Annotated in this window: 20 protein-coding genes and 1 tRNA gene; 8 read left to right on the plus strand and 13 right to left on the minus strand. The window is 66.5% G+C overall.

Translation table 11 applies throughout. The features are described 5' to 3' along the window. Positions 1-21: 21 nt before the first annotated feature. Positions 22-1,383 carry a DEAD/DEAH box helicase gene (locus OSB52_RS01270; protein ID WP_266059759.1) on the minus strand — a complete coding sequence of 454 codons (1,362 nt, stop codon included), beginning with the start codon at positions 1,381-1,383 and terminating at the stop codon, positions 22-24. A gap of 461 nt (positions 1,384-1,844) precedes the next feature. Between OSB52_RS01270 and OSB52_RS01275 the strand changes: the two genes are divergently transcribed. Continuing rightward, positions 1,845-2,333 carry an FBP domain-containing protein gene (locus OSB52_RS01275; RefSeq protein ID WP_266059760.1) on the plus strand — a complete coding sequence of 163 codons (489 nt, stop codon included), beginning with the start codon at positions 1,845-1,847 and terminating at the stop codon, positions 2,331-2,333. A gap of 6 nt (positions 2,334-2,339) precedes the next feature. On the opposite strand, the gene OSB52_RS01280 is transcribed toward OSB52_RS01275, so the two are convergent. Both OSB52_RS01280 and OSB52_RS01285 read right to left on the minus strand, forming a co-directional pair. After that, entirely contained in the window at positions 2,340-3,995 is a 1,656-nt protein-coding gene (locus OSB52_RS01280) for a putative bifunctional diguanylate cyclase/phosphodiesterase (RefSeq protein ID WP_266059762.1), read from the minus strand. Positions 3,996-4,348: 353 nt separating this feature from the next. Beyond that, positions 4,349-4,421: transfer RNA gene (locus OSB52_RS01285), tRNA-Ala, on the minus strand. A 139-nt stretch (positions 4,422-4,560) separates the two neighbouring features. On the opposite strand from OSB52_RS01285, the gene OSB52_RS01290 reads away from it, so the two are divergent. Beyond that, positions 4,561-5,319 (plus strand): hypothetical protein, encoded by a 759-nt coding sequence (locus OSB52_RS01290; protein ID WP_266059763.1) that lies wholly within the window; start codon positions 4,561-4,563, stop codon positions 5,317-5,319. On the opposite strand, the gene sepX is transcribed toward OSB52_RS01290, so the two are convergent. The 4 genes from sepX to OSB52_RS01310 form a co-directional block, all read right to left on the minus strand. Beyond that, complete coding sequence (sepX, locus tag OSB52_RS01295; RefSeq protein WP_266059764.1) at positions 5,300-6,748, minus strand: divisome protein SepX/GlpR; 1,449 nt, start codon at positions 6,746-6,748, stop codon at positions 5,300-5,302. The two genes, OSB52_RS01290 and sepX, sit on opposite strands and share 20 nt — an antisense overlap. A 147-nt stretch (positions 6,749-6,895) precedes the next feature. Continuing rightward, entirely contained in the window at positions 6,896-7,552 is a 657-nt protein-coding gene (locus tag OSB52_RS01300) for a GNAT family N-acetyltransferase (protein ID WP_235724691.1), read from the minus strand. Between the two features lie 21 nt (positions 7,553-7,573). Continuing rightward, on the minus strand, positions 7,574-8,878 hold the full coding sequence (gene glp, locus OSB52_RS01305) for a molybdotransferase-like divisome protein Glp (protein WP_235724692.1): 1,305 nt from the start codon (positions 8,876-8,878) through the stop codon (positions 7,574-7,576). Positions 8,879-8,971: 93 nt separating this feature from the next. Continuing rightward, complete coding sequence (locus tag OSB52_RS01310) at positions 8,972-9,928, minus strand: UTP--glucose-1-phosphate uridylyltransferase (RefSeq protein WP_235724693.1); 957 nt, start codon at positions 9,926-9,928, stop codon at positions 8,972-8,974. A gap of 112 nt (positions 9,929-10,040) precedes the next feature. Between OSB52_RS01310 and OSB52_RS01315 the strand changes: the two genes are divergently transcribed. Then, positions 10,041-10,619 (plus strand): 5-formyltetrahydrofolate cyclo-ligase, encoded by a 579-nt coding sequence (locus OSB52_RS01315; RefSeq protein ID WP_235724694.1) that lies wholly within the window; start codon positions 10,041-10,043, stop codon positions 10,617-10,619. A 43-nt stretch (positions 10,620-10,662) separates the two neighbouring features. On the opposite strand, the gene OSB52_RS01320 is transcribed toward OSB52_RS01315, so the two are convergent. Continuing rightward, entirely contained in the window at positions 10,663-10,974 is a 312-nt protein-coding gene (locus OSB52_RS01320) for an FmdB family zinc ribbon protein (protein WP_266059765.1), read from the minus strand. A gap of 188 nt (positions 10,975-11,162) precedes the next feature. On the opposite strand from OSB52_RS01320, the gene OSB52_RS01325 reads away from it, so the two are divergent. Together OSB52_RS01325 and OSB52_RS01330 are read left to right on the plus strand one after the other, a co-directional pair. Then, positions 11,163-12,710 (plus strand): alanine/glycine:cation symporter family protein, encoded by a 1,548-nt coding sequence (locus OSB52_RS01325; protein ID WP_266059766.1) that lies wholly within the window; start codon positions 11,163-11,165, stop codon positions 12,708-12,710. Positions 12,711-12,840: 130 nt separating this feature from the next. Further along, a complete protein-coding gene (locus tag OSB52_RS01330) occupies positions 12,841-13,032 on the plus strand; it encodes a hypothetical protein (RefSeq protein ID WP_266059767.1) in 192 nt (63 codons plus the stop codon). Here OSB52_RS01330 and nhaA read toward each other — a convergent pair. Further along, a complete protein-coding gene (gene nhaA, locus OSB52_RS01335; protein ID WP_266059768.1) occupies positions 13,019-14,269 on the minus strand; it encodes a Na+/H+ antiporter NhaA in 1,251 nt (416 codons plus the stop codon). The genes OSB52_RS01330 and nhaA overlap by 14 nt on opposite strands. 289 nt (positions 14,270-14,558) lie before the next feature. Here nhaA and OSB52_RS01340 point away from each other — a divergent pair, with 289 nt between their 5' ends. The 3 genes from OSB52_RS01340 (at position 14,559) to OSB52_RS01350 (ending at position 16,435) form a co-directional block, all read left to right on the plus strand. After that, positions 14,559-15,236, plus strand: coding sequence for an SAF domain-containing protein (locus OSB52_RS01340; RefSeq protein WP_235724699.1), 678 nt, complete (start codon positions 14,559-14,561; stop codon positions 15,234-15,236). Between the two features lie 163 nt (positions 15,237-15,399). Continuing rightward, entirely contained in the window at positions 15,400-16,116 is a 717-nt protein-coding gene (mscL, locus tag OSB52_RS01345; protein WP_266059770.1) for a large conductance mechanosensitive channel protein MscL, read from the plus strand. Positions 16,117-16,309: 193 nt separating this feature from the next. Further along, entirely contained in the window at positions 16,310-16,435 is a 126-nt protein-coding gene (locus tag OSB52_RS01350) for a hypothetical protein (RefSeq protein WP_266059771.1), read from the plus strand. A gap of 109 nt (positions 16,436-16,544) precedes the next feature. Here OSB52_RS01350 and OSB52_RS01355 read toward each other — a convergent pair whose 3' ends face one another. The 4 genes from OSB52_RS01355 to OSB52_RS01370 form a co-directional block, all read right to left on the minus strand. Beyond that, positions 16,545-17,213 carry an MspA family porin gene (locus OSB52_RS01355; RefSeq protein WP_266059773.1) on the minus strand — a complete coding sequence of 223 codons (669 nt, stop codon included), beginning with the start codon at positions 17,211-17,213 and terminating at the stop codon, positions 16,545-16,547. A gap of 74 nt (positions 17,214-17,287) precedes the next feature. Then, the gene (locus OSB52_RS01360) at positions 17,288-17,947 is read right to left on the minus strand and encodes an MspA family porin (RefSeq protein ID WP_266059775.1); all 660 of its coding nucleotides are present in this window, start codon (positions 17,945-17,947) and stop codon (positions 17,288-17,290) included. A 630-nt stretch (positions 17,948-18,577) separates the two neighbouring features. Then, positions 18,578-19,171, minus strand: a complete 594-nt coding sequence (locus OSB52_RS01365) for a MogA/MoaB family molybdenum cofactor biosynthesis protein (protein ID WP_235724703.1) — start codon at positions 19,169-19,171, stop codon at positions 18,578-18,580. 44 nt (positions 19,172-19,215) lie between these two features. Continuing rightward, on the minus strand, positions 19,216-20,709 hold the full coding sequence (locus tag OSB52_RS01370) for a S1C family serine protease (protein ID WP_266059778.1): 1,494 nt from the start codon (positions 20,707-20,709) through the stop codon (positions 19,216-19,218). Positions 20,710-20,816: the final 107 nt, after the last annotated feature.

A 20,816-nucleotide genomic window follows, 5' to 3' on the forward strand; every position in this document is an offset into this window, starting at 1 on the left:
ATGACGCTGGTGCCCCGCGGTCTACCGAGCTCCCGCGCCGCTCCGGCTACCCGCAGTGGCAGCGCCGCGGCCACCACGGCGGGCGGCGCCACCACGGCGCCGCTGGCCGTCACTCGGGCGACGCGCGCCCTGCCCACGTCCCCGTCCGCCGTTGCCGCGCTGGCCACGGGGTGCGGCGTTACGGGGCGGATTCTGCACCGGCTTGGGTTGCGGCGCCACGAACTCGGCGCGGGCACCGATGAGGTCGTCGACCTCGACGGAGGCCGCGTCGACGCGGGTCGGCGCCACCTTGATGTTGGCCTTACGCAGCAGTCCCGCGACGTCGCGGCGCTGATCCGGCAGGCAGATGGTGACCACGTCGCCACTACTGCCCGCGCGTGCGGTACGTCCCGAGCGGTGCAGGTAGGCCTTGTGCTCGGCGGGCGGGTCGACGTGAACCACGAGTTCCACACCGTCAACGTGCACGCCACGCGCCGCGACGTCGGTGGCCACCAGCACGCGGACCCCGTCGCCGCCGAAGGCCTTGAGGTTCCGGTCGCGTTGGGCCTGGCTGAGGTTGCCATGCAGGTCGACGGCCGGGATTCCGCCGTCGGTGAGCTTCTTGGCCAGCTTCTTGGCCTGATGCTTGGTGCGGGTGAACAGGATTCGACGCCCGCGCCCGGAGGCGAGCTCGCGCACAAGATCGTTCTTGGCGCCCGGGTCGACCTCGAAGACGTGGTGGGTCATCTGAACAGGAGCCGTGGTCTCCTCGGTGGAATGCACAGTCGGCTTGCTCAGGAAGCGCTTGGCCACCTTGTCGACCCCGTTGTCGAGCGTGGCGGTGAACAGCATGCGCTGCCCGTCGCGCGGGGTGGCGGCAAGAATGCGCGTGACACCGGGAAGGAAGCCGAGATCGGCCATGTGATCCGCCTCGTCGAGCACGGTGATCTCGACATCGTCGAGTCGCACGATGCCCTGGCCCATCAGGTCTTCGAGCCGACCGGGGCACGCGACCACGATGTCGACCCCACGGCGAAACGCCTCCTCCTGCCGATTCTGGCGGACGCCACCGAAGACGGTGGTCACGGTCAGGTTCAGCGCTTTGGCCAACGGGGTGAGCACCGCGGCGATCTGGGTCGCGAGTTCGCGGGTGGGCGCCAGCACCAGGCCGGTGGGTGCGCCCGGTCGTCGGGTGACCTCCATCTCGGCCAACCCGGCGACCATCGGGATGGCGAATGCGAGGGTCTTACCGGAGCCGGTCTTGCCGGAACCGATCACATCTTTGCCGGCCAGGGTGTCGCCGAGGGTCTCGGCCTGGATCGGGAACGGCTCGGTCTTGCCCTCGGCAGCGAGGACACGGACGAGTTCGGCAGGTACGCCGAGTGAAGCAAAAGTAGTGGACAAGGTCCGTCTTTCTCTGTGGACACCGAGCAGCGTCAGACCGCGGGTCGGGGTCGGATGGCGAAGACGCATCTGTGCGTGTTCGTTCGCCGTATGAAGTCAAAGAGCAGGCGCTTGAAGCCTGTCGAAGAAGCGTTCTACGACGCGTTGACCGCACCTGATCGGTGCATCAATGAGACCAGGCTACGCGAGGCCCGTCGACCCGGCCAAATCATCGTGATGCGCGTCATGCCTGTTGCTCCTGGTGACATGCGCGGCAGCCGAAATGACGTTGACACCTCAACCGTCGACGACGACGATGACCCACCGTGTACTCATTCGTGTCGTTGCCCACCGGGTGTGCGGAGGTTGCCGGCGTCGTGCGCGCCGACAACTGACCGCCCTGCCCCGTCGACGTGACTCCGCTCGGACCACGTCGGCAGACGCATGCCTTCACACCCCACGACATGAGGTCATCGATACACATGTATGCACTTACCGAATCCGCTATCCGTTCCTCGCTCGTCAACGCCTCGGTCCGCGAACGCAAGGCGTTGAGCCTGCCCCTCGGTTATGCCGAATTGCGTTGGGAGGAAATGGATTTCCTGGGTTGGCGGGATCCGAAACTGCCGCAGGTCGGCTATCTCGTCATTCCACACGACGACACCGACGTCGGAATCATGCTGCGCCTGGGCGGTCGGCAACCACGAACCCGGCCGCAATGCTCGTTCTGCCAAGATGTCCACCTGCCCAACGAAGTGTCGTTCTACAGCGCCAAACTCGCCGGAGCCGCGGGGCGCAAAGGCGACACGGTGGGCATTCTCATGTGTTCGCGGTTCGAGTGTTCGGCGAACGTTCGGACCAGGCCGTCGGCGATCTTCGCCGGCGACGACCCCGAAGCGGTTCGGCAACAGCGAATTGCCACCTTGCGCAGACACCTGAATGGATTTGCGCGGCGCATCCTGGTGCACTGACCACACTCAGTCGATGTCGACCAGCCGCTGCGGGAAGGCGTAGAAGAACCCCTGGGCGAAGTCGCACCCGGCGCGCACGATCGCCGCAGCCTGCCGAGACGTCTCCACCCCCTCGGCGATCACCGTGATCCCCAACGCGTGCGCGGCGGATGCGATGCCGGTCAACATCTGTTCGGCGCGGTCGGCCTCGTCGGCCGCGCCGTCCTCCATGTCGTCGACAAACGCCTTGGCCGTCTTGATGGTGGTGATGGGCATTTGGTATAGGTCGCTCAAACACATTCCGCCCGTACCGAAGTCATCGATGGCGAGCTGGCATCCGAGGTCGCGGATCGACGTCATCGTCGCCCGGATGCCCGTGCGGTCCCCGGCGGCGAGATCTCGCTCGGAGACCTCCACGCACAAGCGGCCGGGGTCCAATCCGGCGTCACCGAGCGCCAACTGCAGGCGCGGTACGAAGTGACGGTCGGCCAGTTCACGACGAGTGAAGTTCAGACACAACGTCAGTCCATCGGTCGTCCGCTCGTTCACGACGAACTCACGCATCGTGGTGTCCACGAGGTGTGCTCCGAGTTGTTCGATCAGATCGGTGCGCCGGGCGATCGCGATGAACTCACCGGGCGACACCTGGCCCAACTCCGGGTGGCGCCAACGCATCAGCGCCTCCAGCGCGACCCGCCCGTGCCCGCGCCCGACATCCACGACCGGGTGATAGTCGAAGTACAGCTGGCCGGGGTCGGAATTCACCGAGTTCCGTAGTTCGTACTCGATGCGTTGCCGCCGCAACCGGTCCGAACGGTACTGCGGGCGAAACGAGGTGTACGGCCGGCCGGCCGAGTTCGTCCTCGCCTCCTGCAAGGCGATCTCGGCGTCGCGCAACATGTCTACCGGTGCGGGATCATCCACCAAATGGCGGGCCACGGCCACCCCCACCGACGCGGTGATCCGTTCGGTTCGCCCGTCGAGCGCAATGGGCTGGTCCACGAGCTCTCGGATGCGCGAGACCTGGTTCTCGAGGCGCGCGCTCAGGTCGTCGCGGATGAGCTCGACCACCACGAACTCATCGCCACCGAGTCGGCCGATGGCGGCATCGGTGCCCAAGGCGTCCCGCAACCGGCCGCCCACCGCGGTGAGGATGTCGTCGCCGACCGTCCGCCCCAGCGAATCGTTGATCACCCTGAAACCATCGAGATCCACGTAGTACACGCCCACGCTGTCCTGCGGCGCCGAACGCGTCGCCAAGTGATCGCCGATGGCGGCGAGTGTGCCTGCGCGGTTCAGCAGATCCGTCAGATCATCGTGAAACGCCCGCCATTCGAATCGACTCACGTCCCACTCGAGTCGAGCGGTTTCCTGGTGACGTTCGGTGATATCGGTGAACGTGACCACCGCCGCGAGCGTCCCGTCGTGCGCGATCTGGCGGCCGCTGCACGACAGCCAGCGCCGTCCCTGCGGCGCGATGATCGTGGCGATGTGATCGTCGAAGGGTTCCCCGGCCTGTACGCACCGGAGGATCGGTGACATCTCGGTGGCGGCGAAGTCGAGGCCGACATCGTCGATTCGCGCCCTCGTGATGTCAGATCCCAGATCCAACACGCTGCGCGCGGCCGCGTTGGCGATCTCGACGCATCCATCAGCGCCGATAACGATCACCGGTTGCGCCATGGATGCGACCACGAGCATCGCTCGGCGCCCGGTCTGCTCGTCACCCTGACCTGTATGGTCACCCCGACGGTCTGCCATCCAAGATCACGCCCCTCTGGGCGGTGACGCCAACGAGGCGACGCACTGCCTGCACGTCGAACTCATCAACGAACTTCCGGCGCGGGGCACTAATTCACACAGCACACCGGAGAATATACGTCGCTCGCGGCGGAGCGGATCGACGATCGGCCAGGCGTGAGTACCCTCACCGCACTCGACACCGAAATGCTCCAGACAAAAGCGCCCGACGCAAAGCCGCCGTCGACATTGTGTCGGCGGCGGCGCTGTGCCGGGTGCTTCCAAGGCGGATTCTGTGGAGCTAAGGGGAATCGAACCCCTGACCTACTCGATGCGAACGAGTCGCGCTACCAACTGCGCCATAGCCCCGGGCGGTCGTGTGACCGGCCGTTGGCCACTCTAGCAGCCCACACCCCGCTGCAACCAAACCACCGCACCGCCACGAAACCGGCTCGCTCACGGACTCGGCGAAATGTTTGCCGGCCCGGGAGCGGGCTAACCTCGCGGCATGGCGAAAATGTCCGATGACCAGGTCGCGGGGGTGCTCGACCGGGCCGTGGCCGGTATCAACCCGGTGCTCGACACGCTGTCCCGGCGCGACCCACTGGGGCTCAAGAAGCACACCTTCCACGACGACCCCCACCCCGACTCCCGAGTACAACGCGCGCTGCATCTACTCGCCCAGGGCCTCGACGCCGCCGACTGGCCGGGCACGCAGGGCTGGACGCGCCGCTCGATGCACGACCGCGCCGATTGGTGGGTCAATCGGATCGGCACCGTCAACACAGTGGCCGTGGCCTACCCCGGCGTCTTCGGCGGCTGGACGCGTCGACTTCCGTTGGCCTCCGTGCTCGGCTTCGCCAATCAGGCCATCGTGCTCATCGCCATCGCCCGCGAGTACGGGGTCACCGACCGCGCCCACCAGGTGCAGCTGCTGGCGTCGGTGCTGTGCAACCGGGAGATGTCGGCCACCACGGTCGACCACGCTGCCGATCGCGCCGACACCGACGCGCACGACGCCGACCAGCACCACGGCGCCACGCTGATCGGCGCGATCTGGGAAATCGCCACGATCCTGCGCGGTCTTTCCGACGAGTTCGATCGACGTCCGCAACCCGTCCTGCCATTGCGGATGCTCGCCTACATCCCGGTGGTCGGGGCTCCGGTGACCTATGTGGGGGAACGCCTCGCGTTGTCGCAGGCAACGCGTCGCGGCCGCAAGTGGATCGCCGATCACCCTGCGGCGATCAGCCGGCGACCCGCCTGAGGCCGTCGTCCTCGCGCATGATGCGCCGACGCTGGAACGGCGGCAGATGGTCGAAGACCGGGTCCTCGTCGTCGATCTCGAGAACTGTGGCACCCCCGGGTCGCCGCAACCGGGGCGGCGGCGGTGCGGATTCGAACGCCGCCGCCGCGTCGGCCCGACGCCGACGCGACGCGAGTTCACGTTCGGACCGGCGCGCCCGGGCGGCCCGCTGAGCGCGAATCTTCTGCTCCAGCGCGACGGTCCGGCGCAGGTAGCCGAGGTAGGCCACGAGCATCACGGCGAGGACACCGGTGGCGATCCAGCCGGGTAACCCGACGAAGAAGCCGACGCCACCGGCAATCACCAGCAGCGTCAGCAATCCGATCAGAACACGCTGACGTTCCCGGTAGCGGAGTTCGGACTGGCGGGCATCCGGCGAGTACACCGAACGTCGTCGCGACCGCGAAGCGGTATCCGCGCTTCGCCGCCGGGAACGGGCGGGTGCCTCGGCCACACCGTCGCGGTCGGTCTCGACGTCATCCGCCAGATCCTCGTACTCGTCGGCGTCCGCATAGTCGTCAGCGTCATAGTCGTCGGCGTCATGGTCGTTGGCGTCCGAGTCGTCGGCGTCCGAGTCGTCGAACCCGGCCTCGTCATACTCGTCGTCGGCGCCATACTCGTCGTCCACGTCGTAATCATCTTCGTAGTCATCGGCGTCATCGGCGTCGTCGGTCGCGAACTCGGAATCGCTGTCCACGAACTCGTCGTCGAACTCGTAATCGTCAGCCGAGTCCTCCAGGTCACCGTCATCCAGGTCGGCCGGCTCGTGCTCCCCGGTCGCCATCTCCTCCATCGAGGCGATCTCGGCATCCTCCACGTCGTCGAGTTCCTCGTCGACCTCGTCACGCTCGGCGTCGACGAATTCTCCGTCGAGGGTGATCTCCTCGTCGTGATCGGCATCGTGGTCCGCGTCCGACTCGTCTTCCAGGTCGCAATCGGCGGAGATATCGGAACCGTCGGTGTCGTCGACGCTCGGCGCAACGGTGTCGGCCACCCTCGCGCGCCGCATCGTCGTCTGGACTGCGTCGTCGTCGGCGTCCGCATCGGCAGAGATCGTGTCGTGGTCAGCGTCGAACCGACCGGAATCGACGTTCTCGACGTCGGACTGGTCGCCTTCGGCCCGCTCGTCATCCTCCTCGTCGACGACCGTGGTGGCCGACTCGGCGCCGTCGGACTTCGCGCGCCGCGACGTCCACGACGGGTCATGCGGGTGAGATCCGGCCGAGCGTCGACGGTCGCTGCGGGTTCGCGTCCCGCCGCGGTGCAACAGACGCGTCTCCTTCGCGGCCACTGTGGATTTCCGCATCTGCGGTCGGCCCTTGATGACCATCGGAACCAGCACGAAAAGCCATACGGCCACGAGGCAGACCCACAAGACTGAGTTCGGCATGCGACTCTCCCTTCTTTCACTCTGGTTACACGACGCCACCTCACAATTTAGGCGCGCAGCGAGTGCACCCAGCGCAGACGCGCCGAGGCCCATGAACATTCGACGGATTCACAGGGCGTTCTCAGCCCGCCGCGCCCGCGACCGGGCTCAGTGAAAGGAGGCGCGCCCGGACCGGACGAGTGTCTCTGCGGCACTGCCGGTGACCTCTTCGGCGGTCAACGCGAACAGGATGTGATCACGCCAGCGCTTGTTGACGTCCATGTAGCGCTCCAACAAGCCCTCGCGACGGAAGCCGACCTTCGTCAGGACCGCTTGGGAAGCGACGTTGGCGGGCTGCACGGTGGCATCGAGACGATGCAACCCGACCTGACCGAAACAATGATCCACGCCGAGTGCCACTGCCGCGGTGGCGATTCCCTGGCCGACATGTGATGCGTCGACCCAATACCCGATCCACGCGCTGCGCACCGCACCGCGCTGCACATTGCCGATGGTGAGCTGCCCGATGTAGACGCCGTCCAGCTCGATCACGAAGGGCAACACACTGCCGCGTTTGGCCTCCGACCGGAGCACCGAGTACAGCGGTGGCCAGGCACTGGGTTGGTGACGTTCGGCCCACGACCCGATCCCGGTCGGCTCCCACGGCATCAGCGTGTTCTGGTTTCGGATGCGCAACGTGCTCCAGGCCTTGGCGTCGCGCATCTTGACCGGGCGCAACATCACCGCGCCCGCCTGCGTATGCAGGGGACCCAATGTCGCGGGCCAGCCAGGATTGATCTGCGCCCCCGACAACCACCTCAACACGAGAGTGAGTTTATGTCCGCGTCAACCGCGCTGCGCCAGGAACGCGACCTCGACCTCATCGCCGATGGCCAGTTCCTCCACATCCGGTTCGACGATGATCAGACAATTCGCCTCGGCGAGTTCGGCGAGCAGGTGGGAACTGCCCGTGGGCGACGCGCCGATCACCTGCACCAGGTACTCACCGGAACGCTCGTCGCGCATCAACTGGCCGCGCAGATAGCCTTTACGGCCCTGCACCGAGGCGATCGGTCCGATGGTCCGGGCGGTGATGACCCGTCGCATCGGCTGACGTTTGCCGAGTGCGATCCGGATCAACGGGCGCACCATCACCTCGAAGGTGACCAATGCACTGACCGGATTGGACGGCAACAGGAAGGTCGGCACCTCGTCGCGCCCGAGACGACCGAATCCCTGTACCGACCCCGGGTGCATCGCCACCCGGAGGATCTCGAGCTCACCCAGATCACTCAGCGCCTCGGCGACGGCCCGCGACGCACTGCCTCCCACGGCCCCGCAGATCACCACGATCTCGGACCGGATCAGTTGCGCCTCAACGACTTCCCGCATTCGGGAGATCTCCCGTTCGGCGATGCCCACCCGGTTGACGTCGGCACCGGCGTCGCGGGCCGCGGCCGCCAAGGCGTAGCTGTTGACATCGTAGATCTGTCCCGGCCCCGGCGAACGATCGATGTCGACGAGTTCGCTGCCGATCGAGATCACCGACAGCCGCGGCCGCGGATGGACCATCACGCGCGCCTGGCCGACCGCTGCCAGCAGACCCACCTGCGCGGGCCCGATGATCGATCCGGCACGCACCGCGACGTCGCCGGGCTGCACGTCGTCGCCGATCCGGCGAACATAGTCACCGCTCTCGACTGCGTGGCCGACCTTGACCTTCTTCTCGCCGCCGTCGGTCCACCGCAGCGGGACGACGGCATCGGCCAGTGTGGGCATCGGCGCGCCGGTCTCCACGCGGACCGCCTGGCGCGGCTGCAGCCGGGTGGGTGTGCGTGCGCCGGGTTCCACCGACCCGACCACCGGCAGGGACACGATCATCTCCGTGCCGGGTTCGAGATCCACCAGCTCCGCCCCACCGGGATCGAAGTCCTCGATGTCTTCGGGTGCGATCGTGCCGGCCAGGTCCACATCGACCGCCCGCACCGCATAGCCGTCGATCGCGGCCTGGTCGAAGCCGGGCATGGGCCGTTCGGTGACCACCTCTTCGGCACACATCAGGCCCTGCGCCTCAGAGATCGCGACACGCACCGGCCGGGGCGCCACCGCGGCAGCGGTCACCCGGGTCAGATGATCTTCGACCGAACGCATCTCACCTCTCGCCCCATCTCGGCTGACAGACTTGACCAGACATTAGCCGGAGGTTGCCGCCGAATGGCGCAGGCGCGCTGTCGTCGCCGTCGGTCAGCTGTCGGCGAGGCGCTTGCCGAGCCAGTCGCGGAGGTCGGGCCCGTAGTCGTCGCGATCGAGCGCGAAGTCAACCGCGGCCTTCAGGTACCCGCCCGGATTGCCCAGGTCGTGCCGCGTCCCGTGATGGACCACGACGTGAACCGGCTCGCCCTCCTCGATCAGCAGCGCGATCGCGTCGGTCAGCTGCAATTCCCCACCCGCGCCCGGTTCGATTCGACGCAACGCGTCGAAGATCTTGCGGTCCAGGATGTATCGCCCGGCGGCGGCGAGATTCGACGGCGCGTCCTCGGCGGCCGGCTTCTCGACCATGCCCTTGAGCCGCTTGACGTTCGGGTTGTTGGCGTCGGGCAGGTCCTCCACCTCGAAGACCCCGTATGCGCTGATGCGATCTTCGGGCACCTCGATCGCGCACAGCACCGATCCACCACGACGTTGTCGCGTACGTGACATCACTTCCAGCACCCCGCCCGGCAGCACCAGGTCGTCGGGCAGGAGCACCGCGACGGCGTCCTCATCGTCGTCCAGGTACGGCTCGACACAACCGACCGCGTGTCCGAGTCCGAGTGGCTTCTCCTGAACCACCGACGCCACCTCGAGTAGAGAGGGAGCCTTGCGCACCTTCGCGAGCATCGCCGCCTTCCCGCGCGTGGCAAGGGTGTTCTCCAGCACCAGGTCTTCCACGAAGTGCGCGACCACGCCGTCCTTGCCTGGCGAGGTGACGATCAGGAGTCGCTCGGCGCCCGCCGATTTCGCCTCCTCGGCGACGAGTTCGATTCCGGGAGTGTCCACCACCGGCAACAACTCTTTGGGAACGGTTTTGGTTGCTGGAAGAAACCGCGTACCCAGACCCGCTGCGGGAACCACCGCGGTTCGCGGGATCGGTGGGGTGTTGGGCACGGATTCGTATTCGGTGAACACGTCGGTATTCTGGCTCACGTCACTGGTGCTCATGCGACCACCCTAGTGCTGTTTGCCGGCAACATCCTGTCGTGTGGCCAGCAGATTCCCGGGTGCGATGTTTCACGGCGTGGTCCGACGAGGCGGACGAGGAGAGGGCGGTCGGGTGCGATCCACCAAGAGACGTTTGCGAGCCGAACTCGAACAGCGCCGGGTGGCGCGACCGTTCGCGGCACGCAAGCAGGCGGCCGACAACCTGGCCGGATGGGTCTCATCGGCACCCTTCCGGCTCGAGTACGACGTCACCGTCGCCGCCTATGTCCCGTTCGGCGCCGAGCCCGGCTCACCGGGTCTGCTGGACGCGCTCATCGACCGCGGGGTGTCCGTCATCGTGCCGGCGGTACCGGCAGGCGAACCCACCGCGCTCGACTGGGTGCGTTACGACGGCGCCGAGTCGTTGGCGCGTGGACGCTGGGGGTTGTTGGAACCGATCGGACATCGATTGGGCTCCGACGCCGTCGAGGCGGCGTCGGTCATCTTCGTGCCCGCCTATGCCGTGGACAAGACGGGAAACCGACTCGGCCGCGGAGCCGGGTATTACGACCGGACGCTGACCGGGCTGACCGCCGAGATCATCGCGGTGGTCTACGACGACGAACTCGTCGAATCATTACCCGCCGCGCCGCACGACGTCCGTGTCCGGTGGGCTCTGACACCCGACGGTGGGTTCCGCGAGCTGGGTTGACCCGTCGTTGCGTTGTGCCGCGCGGAGCGGGAAGCAGGTCAGGTCAGGACGCGGCCGGCGCCGTGGCCGACGTGCTGTCGGACTTCGCCGACGAACTGCTCGACGAATCCGAGGAGCTGCCGGACGACGAGCTGCTCGACGATTCCGACGTCGACGATGATTCGCTCGCCGACGACGACTTGCGCGAATCCGTGCGATAGAAACCGCTGCCCTTGAACACGATGCCGACGGAATTGAACAGCTTGCGGAGTCGGCCAGTGCACTGCGGGCACTCGGTGAGTGCATCGTCGGAGAACGACTGCACGATGTCGAACTTGTTGTCGCACTCCGTGCACGCATACGAGTAAGTGGGCACCGATAACCTCCGGAAGACTAGTGATCGTTGCACAGTGTAACCGATTTTGGCACTCCGCCATTCCGAGTGCCAACGATGTCCGTTCATCGTGCGGCCCGCCGGTCGACATGCGATTGTGTTACGCACATGAACTCCGGGTGCGGGGACCCGGGACCGGTCATCTGACTCCGAGAGGGCGGACTCCGCCGATGAGCGATTTTCTCAGCGATATCAACGGCTACATCTGGAGCAACGCACTGGTGTTCCTCTGCCTGGCCGCAGGCGTCTTCTTCTCGATACGAACCCGGCTGGTCCAGGTTCGTCAGATCCCGGAGATGATCCGGCTGATGTTCCGCGGCGAGAAGTCACCGTCGGGGGTCTCCTCGTTCCAGGCACTGACCATCTCCCTGGCGGGCCGCGTCGGCACCGGCAACATCGCCGGTGTCGCCACGGCCATCGCCTTCGGCGGTCCGGGTGCGCTGTTCTGGATGTGGGTGGTCGCCTTCCTCGGTGCGTCCACGTCGTTCGTGGAGTGCACCCTCGGCCAGATCTACAAGACCAAGGACCGACTGACCGGCGAGTACCGCGGCGGTCCGGCCTACTACTTCAGCCGGGCGATGGCCCACACCAACGCGAGCGGCGCATTCAAGGTCTACGGCCTGGTCTTTGCCGCGGTCACCGTACTCGCCTGCGGACTGCTGCTGCCCAGCGTCCAGTCGAACTCGATGGCGGTCGCCATGAACGAGGCCTGGGGACTTTCCGAATGGGTCGTGGCGGTCGGGTCGGTGATCGTGTTGGCGTTCGTCATCATCGGCGGGGTCAAACGCATCGCCAGCTTCGCCTCGATCGTGGTGCCGTTCATGGCCGTGCTCTACATCTTCTTCGCCATCATCATCGTGGCTCTCAATGCCTCGGAGGTTCCCAACGTCATCAGCACGATCTTCGCGAGCGCCTTCGGAGCGGATGCGGCGTTCGGCGCCATCGTGGGCTCGGCGATCATGTGGGGCGTCAAGCGCGGTATCTACTCGAACGAGGCAGGTCAGGGCACCGGCCCGCATGCAGCGGCCGCCGCCGAGGTCTCACACCCGGCCAAGCAGGGACTGGTCCAGGCGTTCGCGGTCTACGTCGACACCTTGTTCATCTGCACCGCGACCGGGTTCCTGATCCTGTCCACCGGTGCCTACCGGGTGTTCGAAGGTGAATCCGCCGACGGTTCGGTCATCGCCGAGGGCGGCATCCTGCCGGCCGACGTGGCAGTGGGCCCGACCTTCGTCCAGACCGGTTTCGACTCGTTCTGGGGCGGCGCCGGTTCCTCGTTCGTGGCGATCTCGCTGCTGTTCTTCTGCATCACCACGATCATCGCCTACTACTACATGGCCGAGACCAACCTGCGGTTCCTCATGGGCAAGGCTGCGACGATCGAGATCAAGCCACTGCGTAGCACGCTCGGCGCCAACCTGACACTACTGCTGCAGGCGCTGATCCTGGTGTCGGTGGTCATCGGATGCGTGTCGACCGCGTCGGAGGCCTGGACACTGGGCGACATCGGCGTCGGGTTGATGGCCTGGCTCAACATCGTGGGCATCATCATCTTGCAACAGCCCGCCTTCAAGGCGCTTCGCGACTACGAGCGTCAGCAGAAGTTGGGCCAGGACCCAACCTTCGATCCGAAAGCGCTCGGCATCATGGGCGCGACCTTCTGGGAGAACTACGACCCGGTCACGGGCAAGACCCGCGAGACTGCCGACGCTCCCTGAGCGCCCAACGGGCCATCGACCGACGAATCAACGGCCGTCTACCTCACGAGGTAGACGGCCGTTGTCGTTGCGGGACACGGTGAGGACCTGCGGGAGTTCGATGGTGGCTCGTCGTCGACGGTGCAGGCATGTGGGTTCCGTCGACGCAATTGCAGGTTCGGTCAACGGCATGGTGGGTTCCACCGGCGCAGCCACGGGTGCCGTCGGCGCAGCCACGGGTGCCGTCGGCGCGGCCGCGGGTGCCGTCGGCGAGAAAGAGGGTTCCGTCGGCGAGAAAAAGGGTTCCGCCGGCGCGAGCCGGTGGGAGGTCAGCCGCCGATGACGTCGATGTCGCGGTCGGGCACGTTGTCCCGGTTCATATCCGCCGCACGTGTCTGCCGCGCGTCCCACCGCAGCCACAACGCGGCCAAGGTCGCCGCGACCAGCGAGCCGACCAGAATCGCGGTCTTGGAGGCTTCGGCGTGCGGATCGGTGTCCACGAAGGACAGCTCGTCGATCAGCAACGCCACGGTGAAGCCGATCCCGGTCAGGAAACCGACCGGCAGCAGGTCACGCACCCCGATCGAGTCGGGCAACCGCAGCGGTGTGAACCGAGTCATCAGCGCGGTCACCCCCATCGCACCGATCAACTTGCCCACCACGAGGCCGAGGAAGATCCCGATCGACACCGGCTGGATGAGCTCGGCATCGGTACCCACCACGGTGACCCCCGCGGCGAGGAAGGCAAAGATCGGCAGCGCCACCGCCGACGACACGGGTCGTACCGCGTCGTCGAACCGGTGCGTGCGCGATTCCTTCTCTCCGTGCACATATTTGGCCGGCACCACGAAACCGAGGAGAACCCCGGCGACCGTCGAGTGCACGCCCGAGGCGTGCATGAATCCCCACGCGGCCACTGCGACCGGGATGAGCATCCACCAGTGGGTTTTCCGCATCCGCACGAGGAACGCGAACACCACGACCAGCGCGAGCGCGATCACCAACATCAGGAAGTCGATGGTCTCGGTATAGAAGGTCGCGATGATGGTGATGCCCAGCAGATCGTCCACCACGGCCAGGGTGAGCAAGAAGGTACGCAGCGCCAGCGGCAGCCCGCGCCCGAAGATCGCCAGCACGGCAAGCGCGAAAGCGATGTCGGTTGCCGTCGGGATGGCCCAGCCGTTCAGTGCGTCGGGGTCGCCGGCGCCGACGATCACGACGTAGAACAGTGCGGGCACCACCATCCCACCCAGAGCCGCAGCGATGGGCACACCGGCCTGTTTCGGTTGGCGGAGGCTGCCCATCACGAATTCTTGTTTGAGTTCAACTCCGACGACGAAGAAGAAGATCGCAAGAAGTCCGTCTGCGGCCCACTCCTCCAGCGACAGATGCAAGTGCAGGCTCTCCGGCCCGAACTCGAATTCGGCGAGGGAGTGATATGCCGCCTCCCACGGTGAGTTCGCCCAGATCACCGCCACGACCGCGGCGATGAGCAACAGGGCCCCACTAGGGGTGTCGAGGGAGATCCACCGACGGAAGCGATCGGCGGCGGACGAATGTTGGTCACCAACTGTGGACATCAACTCTCCTGGTCATCGGTCGCAGGCCGGGCACACATGTACTACATCCCTGCCCACTCGACGACAGGAGCCGACCAGACTTCCCGGCACACCGTTGGGTCATTCTCCCCGAAGCCTGCAACCGGGTCCAATCGGCCCACGACCCCGATGGGTATCGGCGTCCGGCTGTGACCATCTCGGTGTGCACGCGTCACCTGATGGCGGCAGCGACCTGTGAACGGTGCGGCCGCTGTCCACAGATCCCTGTCGAGCCCGCGGGTCGCGGGACCGGCGGGCCTACCGTGACCGCATGCCGGCCTTGTTCCGCAGCGAACTGTCCCCTCGCCTTGTCGACCGCGTACGACATCTGACGCATCCAGGGTGGGCTCGGTCGATCATCATCCGCAGGGCGGTGTCGACAGCATTGGTGATCGCCGCGATCATCACGGCTGTCGTGGATCATCGCAGCGACGAATCGCGCGCGGTGGTGGTGGCGGCTCACGATCTGCTCCCGGGACACACCGTCGCTCCCGAAGACCTGACCGTGACCAGCGCGCCGGGTGGACTGGTCCCGACAGGCGCATTGCGAATGACTGCCGACGCCATCGGTCGCACCCTGGTGGGGCGTGTCCGCGGCGGCGAGATCCTCACCGACGTCCGACTCCTGTCCGCACACCTGCCCACACAACTCACCGGACGGCGGGACGCGCGGCTGGTGCCCGTCGCGCTCGCCGACGACACGGTCGCATCGTTACTACGCGAAGGCGACGTCGTGGACGTACTCACCGTGCGCGACAACGACTCCGCGCCGAGCGCTGTGCTCGCCCGTGGCGCGATCGTCGCCCTGACCGTCGGGCCGGGCAGCGCCAGCGCACTCTCCCCGGGGAGCGGACCCGGTCGACCCGTGTTGCTGGCCATGGACGAGGGCGACGCCCACCAGGTCGCCGCCGCCGGACTAGATGGCCCACTCACCGTCGTCGTGCACTGACCTGCCAAAACGGCGCGCTTCCGGCGAAACAGTGCAATGGTCGTTTACGATCCTGGATAGGTTTGCCGAACGCGGCCTGCGTCTGGCGCACTCATGACCGTTGACCTGCAAGCGAAGTGAATACCGGACAGAGCGGGAACTGAACACGAGAGGACCGCACACCGTGCTCAAGGGCTTCAAGGACTTCATACTCAAGGGCAATGTCGTCGAGCTGGCCACCGCGGTCATCATCGGAGCGGCTTTCACTGCCATCGTCTCCGCCTTCACCGATCAGATCATCCAGCCGCTGATCAACGCGATTCCGATCGGGACCGACGCCGCCGAGGGTCTCGGCTTCCAGATCACCGACAACCCCTCGACCTTCGTCAACATCGGCGCCCTCATCACCGCGGTCATCAACTTCCTGATCATCGCGGCCGTCGTGTACTTCCTGATCATCGTGCCGTACAACAAGCTCTCCGAGCTCGGCGGATTCGGGAAGAAGTCGGAGGTCAGCGAGGTCTCGTTGCTCACCGAGATCCGGGATCTGCTCGATCCGGAAGGCACATCGAAGGCCAAAGAAGAGGCCCAGAGCGATCTGCCCGAGCATCTGCGGGAGCCGGGCGCACCGTCTGATCGCGCGGAACCCGGTGCGACACAACGACTCACCACTCCCCCGCCGGCAGCCGTGGAAGCCCAGTCCCGCCCGGCCACCAATCCGCCGTATCCCACACCGCAACCCGCACCGGGGTCGTATCCGCCGCCGGGCAGTTTTCCGCAGGGGAACTACCCTCCTGGCGGCTATCCGCAGGGCACCTACCCGCCGGGAAGCCATCCGCAACAGGGACAATTCCCCGGCGAGTACCCGCCGCCGGATGCACCGGGACGTCACTCCCGCTGAAACCTCAACGACTTCGGGCCGCGCTCTCCTCGAGCGCGGCCCGAAGTCGTTGCGGGGCACCCGCATCGGCTTCCCAGCTCATTGACAGCCGATCCGGCAGCCGACGACAAGGTTGCCTCCCTACTGTCGCAGGAGTCGACGGAGACATCCGCCGACACCGACAACAAACAATCGACACGGAGGTTGCACCAGCATGCCGCAGAAGCCGGGCCAGAAGGGCCGCACCAACAATCGCTCCACACGTCGCACGCCGAGCCCCCAGCCGCGTCGTCGCCAGCAGCCGCAGCCCTTCTTCCCGTTCCCGTTCTTCGGGAGCTGATCTGCGCCGGAAGTCCGGCAACGCAGACGCGCAAGGGGCGGGATCGGATTACCCGATCCCGCCCCTTGCGGAATGTTTGTGGTGTCCGCGATCGCGGACCCCGATGCGATCAGCCCAGGCTGAACGGCTGGCCGTACAGGGTGATGACACCCTTGACCGAGTCGGTGCTGACCGTGACCTTGATCTTGGCCTTGGCCTCGGCGTAACCACCACAGCCGGTCACACCGAACTTCTCCTGGCTGTAGGCGACACCGCCACGATTGCCGGTGAAGGTGTAGGAGTTGACGGCGTCATCGTCGCTGTCGGCTTCCTGCACGATCGGCACGTAGCCGGCCTCACCCGGGCCGAGCGAGATGCTGGCGCCTGCGGTGCCCGCACCGTCCGGAGCGACGTCAACGCCGCCGTCGGTGTTCGGGGTCGCCTCAGCACCGCCGGTGACGCCACCCTCGGCGCCGAGTCCGACACTGACCTGGCAGCCCACGATGTAACCGGCGGACACGGTGCCGCCTTCGGCCTCGCCACCGACGGTGACGCGGACCTTGCCCGACACCCAGACCTCACGGGTGGTCGGGAACGGGATGAGCGGCTGGGTGATGTTGGCGTTCTGGCCGAACAGCTGGATCGTGACGGGGGTGCCATCGACGAGGGTCTTGGTGATGGTGGTGTTCGGCACCGGAGCCGCCGCGGCGCCACCGGCGCCGAGGCTGGTCACGCCCATCACCGCGACGCCGGCGACACCGGCGGCCGCGGCTGCGCGACGCGTGATGATGTTCTTCATGATTCCCCTTAGTGGAAGGTCGATCTGCGCGGAGCAGATAAGTCTCGAGAGTTGTGGCTGGTATCTGCTACCGGTCAGCTGACGAAGAACGGCTGGCCGTACAGCGTCGACTGCATGAGGGTGCCTTCGCCGGTGGCGACGTCATCGTCGTCACTGACCTCGTAACCCTTGGCCGCGATCACCTTGGTGACGCTGCGTGCCGATGCGTAACCGCCACAGTTGGGGAACGTGATCTCGAAATCCTGGAGCTGGATCTGAGCCAGACCGCTGTCCGAGAGGTCCTTGTCGGTGACGTCGTAGAGTGCTGCCTCGCCCGGCCTGATCGGGAACATCAGACCACCGCTGATGGAGATCGACGGGGTGGCCGACAGGGTGATGCCGCCGGAGCCACTGGCTCCGATGTCACTGACGTCGATCTGGCAGCCGGCCAGGATCTGGACCTTGAGGTTGCCTCCGACGCCGGCACTGGCCTGTGCCTTGTACAGGCCCGAGATCAGCGCGGTGCGTCCGAGGCCGCCGTTGTAAGCAACACGCGCAACCGAGTACTGCGACTCGCCGGTGCGCTGGGTGAAGACCCGCTCACCGTCGATTCCTTCGATGACCTTGCTGCCGTTGGCCAGCGGAGCTGCTGCTGCAGTGCCCGCCCCCACACCGGCCAGGCCGACAGCCGCCACTGCGGCAACTGCGCATGCACCGGCCGCGCGACGCAGCCCAAGCTTGCTGAACTTGCTCATTCGTTCCCTCTCACAGGATTCGGTTGTTGCCCCGCAGCGCACACCTCTGTACGCACGGGTCGACCCTCGTGGGCTGCGGACCCCCGCCCCGCAACCGAACCCATGTCGGTTTCGGTTCGCTGGAAGTCACCTTCCGCACACCCCTGGTCACTGCTGCGTCGTCACTCGCGACAGATCGCAGGACTCCCCGTCGGTGCCCCCTCGAGTGCACCGCGCGCTTCGTCGTTGCGAACGTTATCGGAGCGATATCCAGCGGGGCAACAGCTACGTTCAGCCGTGTCTCAGGTTCCACACTGCCGATCTTGAACTTCACATTCGCCATCGCTAGATATGAGAATGTTAACGGAGGGAAAACACGCTGGGTCGGCTATGTCGCAGGTGGCTCGCTTATTCCCAATGAGGGGGACGATTCACCTCATACCAATCGCGCGTTACCCCCTTGTGACCTTCCTCACACTCGTCGGAAGTCACGTCCGGGAGATCGGTACCGAACACGTCGTCGATCCGCCGACGGGCACGCCAGCCGGACCGGCGACGTGGTTCATCGCCGGAACCGCCGGTCTCTTGGGGATCCGGTGACTGTTCCACATCGCCGTTCACGGGTCTGGACAGGAGGAATCGGCGTCGACTCTAGAACTCGCTGATTTCCTCGATCACGTGCTTGGCCAGCGGGGCGACGGTCGCCATCCCGTCGCGGACGGCGGCGCGCGAGTTGGACAGGTTGACCACCAGGGTCTGACCGGAGATGCCGGCCAACCCGCGGGAGAGCCCCCCGTCCGCGGAACCCGCTGCCAGACCAGAACTGCGCACCGCTTCCTCGATGCCGCGCAGACGCCGGTCGAGCAGCGGCTCGGTGGCCTCCGGCGTGACGTCGCGCGCACCCACGCCGACCCCGCCGACGGACACGACGAGATCCACGCCGCCGATCACCGCGGTGTTCAGCGCATTACGGATCTCCACCTCGTCACCCGAGACGGCGACGGTGGCATCCACGTGGAACCCGGCCTCGGCCAGCAACTCACCTACGAGTGGCCCCAGCAGACTCTGTTCCTCCCCGTGCGCTGCGCGATCATCCACGACCACGACCAGTGCGCGCCCGATCTCGTCGCCGCTCTCGGTGGGCCGGATGTCGTCGTCACGATGACGTGCGACGAACTCACGGGCAGCCGCGTCTGCGGCGACCACGTCGTCGGGGTCGATGGCGGTGGATCCGGTGTCGCTCATTGTCTGCCTTTCTGCTCCCGTTCAGGAAGATCGTGCTCCGGGCGTCACCCGACCTGCAAGGTCTCCAAGGTGACCTGAGTGGTCTTCGTCTGCCCGTTGATGACATAGGTGATGGTGACCGTGTCCCCCGGGGCGTGCGACCGGATGGCCGCGACCAGCGCGTCGCCGCTGGCGACGTTGCGGTCGTCGACCTTGGTCACCACCGCGCCCTGCGGGATACCCGCCTTGTCCGCCGGGCCCCCCGCGGTCACATCGGAGATGTAGGCGCCGGGCTGGTCGACCTCGGTGTTGGCCCGCACCGACACGCCGAGGCCTGCCTGGGTGGCCTGGCCGGTCTCGGTCAGCTCATCGGCCACCCGCTTCGCCTGATCGATGGGAATGGCGAAACCCAGGCCGATGCTGCCGCCCTGCTGCTCGGCGGACGCCCCGAGGGTGGCAATCGCGGTGTTGACCCCGATGAGCGCCCCCTTGGCGTTGACCAACGCGCCACCCGAATTGCCAGGGTTGATGGCCGCGTCCGTCTGGATCGCGTCGATCACCGATGTGGTACCCGATTCGCGCGAGGTCGACACCGGCCGATTGAGCGCACTGATGATGCCGGTGGTGACGGTGCCCTCCAGGCCCAGCGGCGCGCCGATCGCGATCACATCCTGTCCGACGGCGAGGTTGTTCGAGGTGCCCACGGTGATCGGCTTGAGACCGCTCTTGTCCACCTTGATGACGGCGATGTCGGAAATGGGATCGGCACCGAGGACGCGAGCCGGAGCGCGCGTGCCATCCGAAAAGATCACCAGCACCTGACTCGCGGTGGCGGCACCGGCCTCGGAGACCACGTGATTGTTGGTCATGATGACCCCGTCCTCGGACAGGATTACCCCGGATCCGCCGCCCTCGGCATTGCCGGACCGCACGATGATGGACACCACCGAGGGCAACACGTTGGCCGCGACTTCCTGAACCGATCCGGCCGGGGCCGGCACCACGCCCTGGTCACTGCTGTTCGGGTCACCACCCAGCGGGCCGTTGTGCGCCGACGACGAGCTGTCGTCGAGCACATTGGCACCGACCACACCGCCGATCCCACCTGCCACCAGTGCCAGCACCAACGCGCCGACGACCAGTGCCGCCTTGCCGCCTCCGGACTTCTTCTCAGGAGCTGGCCCCGCGGGCGGCGATCCGCCGACCCCGGGGCCGGGATACGGCTGCGCAGGCAGCTGACCGGTCGTCGGCTGCGTGTACGCCGGCGCAGTGTAGGCCGGTTGAGTGTAGGCCGGTTGAGTGTAGACAGGTTGGCCGTATGGGTTCTGCTCATACGGGTTCGTCGGCGGCCCGCCATAGGGGTTCGTCTGCGGGGAGGACGCGGCGGCGTGGTGCCCATAACCGCCCGGGTCCTGCGCGGCAGGCCCATACGGCGACGGTGATGCGTACGGCCCGGCTCCGTATCCCCGGTCGGGATCAGAACCTTGAGCGGCGTGCGCCCTGTGGCCCGAACCGTGTCCGGTGCCATACGGATCGCCGTGCGAACCGCCACTGGTCATGTCCTGGTCCTCAGCTCTCTCGTACCTCGCCGCGGCGGCGGGTGTCCCGATCGATGTGCAGGTCTCGGCTCGCGACGACCCTGGCCCTCAACCCTAAGTGATCGAGG

It is taken from the genome of Gordonia aquimaris, assembly GCF_026262595.1.
GTDB classification, from domain to species: domain Bacteria; phylum Actinomycetota; class Actinomycetes; order Mycobacteriales; family Mycobacteriaceae; genus Gordonia; species Gordonia tangerina.

Bases quoted from the DNA above. Each gene is read 5' to 3' on its own strand.
- OSB52_RS01370 (WP_266059778.1), bottom strand. From the start codon at position 20,709: ATGACCAGTGGCGGTTCGCACGGCGATCCGTATGGCACCGGACACGGT.
- OSB52_RS01290 (WP_266059763.1), top strand. From the start codon at position 4,561: ATGGCGAAAATGTCCGATGACCAGGTCGCGGGGGTGCTCGACCGGGCC.
- OSB52_RS01355 (WP_266059773.1), bottom strand. From the start codon at position 17,213: ATGAAGAACATCATCACGCGTCGCGCAGCCGCGGCCGCCGGTGTCGCC.
- OSB52_RS01350 (WP_266059771.1), top strand. From the start codon at position 16,310: ATGCCGCAGAAGCCGGGCCAGAAGGGCCGCACCAACAATCGCTCCACA.
- sepX (WP_266059764.1), bottom strand. From the start codon at position 6,748: ATGCCGAACTCAGTCTTGTGGGTCTGCCTCGTGGCCGTATGGCTTTTC.
- glp (WP_235724692.1), bottom strand. From the start codon at position 8,878: ATGCGTTCGGTCGAAGATCATCTGACCCGGGTGACCGCTGCCGCGGTG.
- OSB52_RS01275 (WP_266059760.1), top strand. From the start codon at position 1,845: ATGTATGCACTTACCGAATCCGCTATCCGTTCCTCGCTCGTCAACGCC.
- OSB52_RS01310 (WP_235724693.1), bottom strand. From the start codon at position 9,928: ATGAGCACCAGTGACGTGAGCCAGAATACCGACGTGTTCACCGAATAC.
- OSB52_RS01360 (WP_266059775.1), bottom strand. From the start codon at position 17,947: ATGAGCAAGTTCAGCAAGCTTGGGCTGCGTCGCGCGGCCGGTGCATGC.
- OSB52_RS01280 (WP_266059762.1), bottom strand. From the start codon at position 3,995: ATGGCGCAACCGGTGATCGTTATCGGCGCTGATGGATGCGTCGAGATC.
- OSB52_RS01340 (WP_235724699.1), top strand. From the start codon at position 14,559: ATGCCGGCCTTGTTCCGCAGCGAACTGTCCCCTCGCCTTGTCGACCGC.
- nhaA (WP_266059768.1), bottom strand. From the start codon at position 14,269: ATGTCCACAGTTGGTGACCAACATTCGTCCGCCGCCGATCGCTTCCGT.
- OSB52_RS01325 (WP_266059766.1), top strand. From the start codon at position 11,163: ATGAGCGATTTTCTCAGCGATATCAACGGCTACATCTGGAGCAACGCA.
- OSB52_RS01365 (WP_235724703.1), bottom strand. From the start codon at position 19,171: ATGAGCGACACCGGATCCACCGCCATCGACCCCGACGACGTGGTCGCC.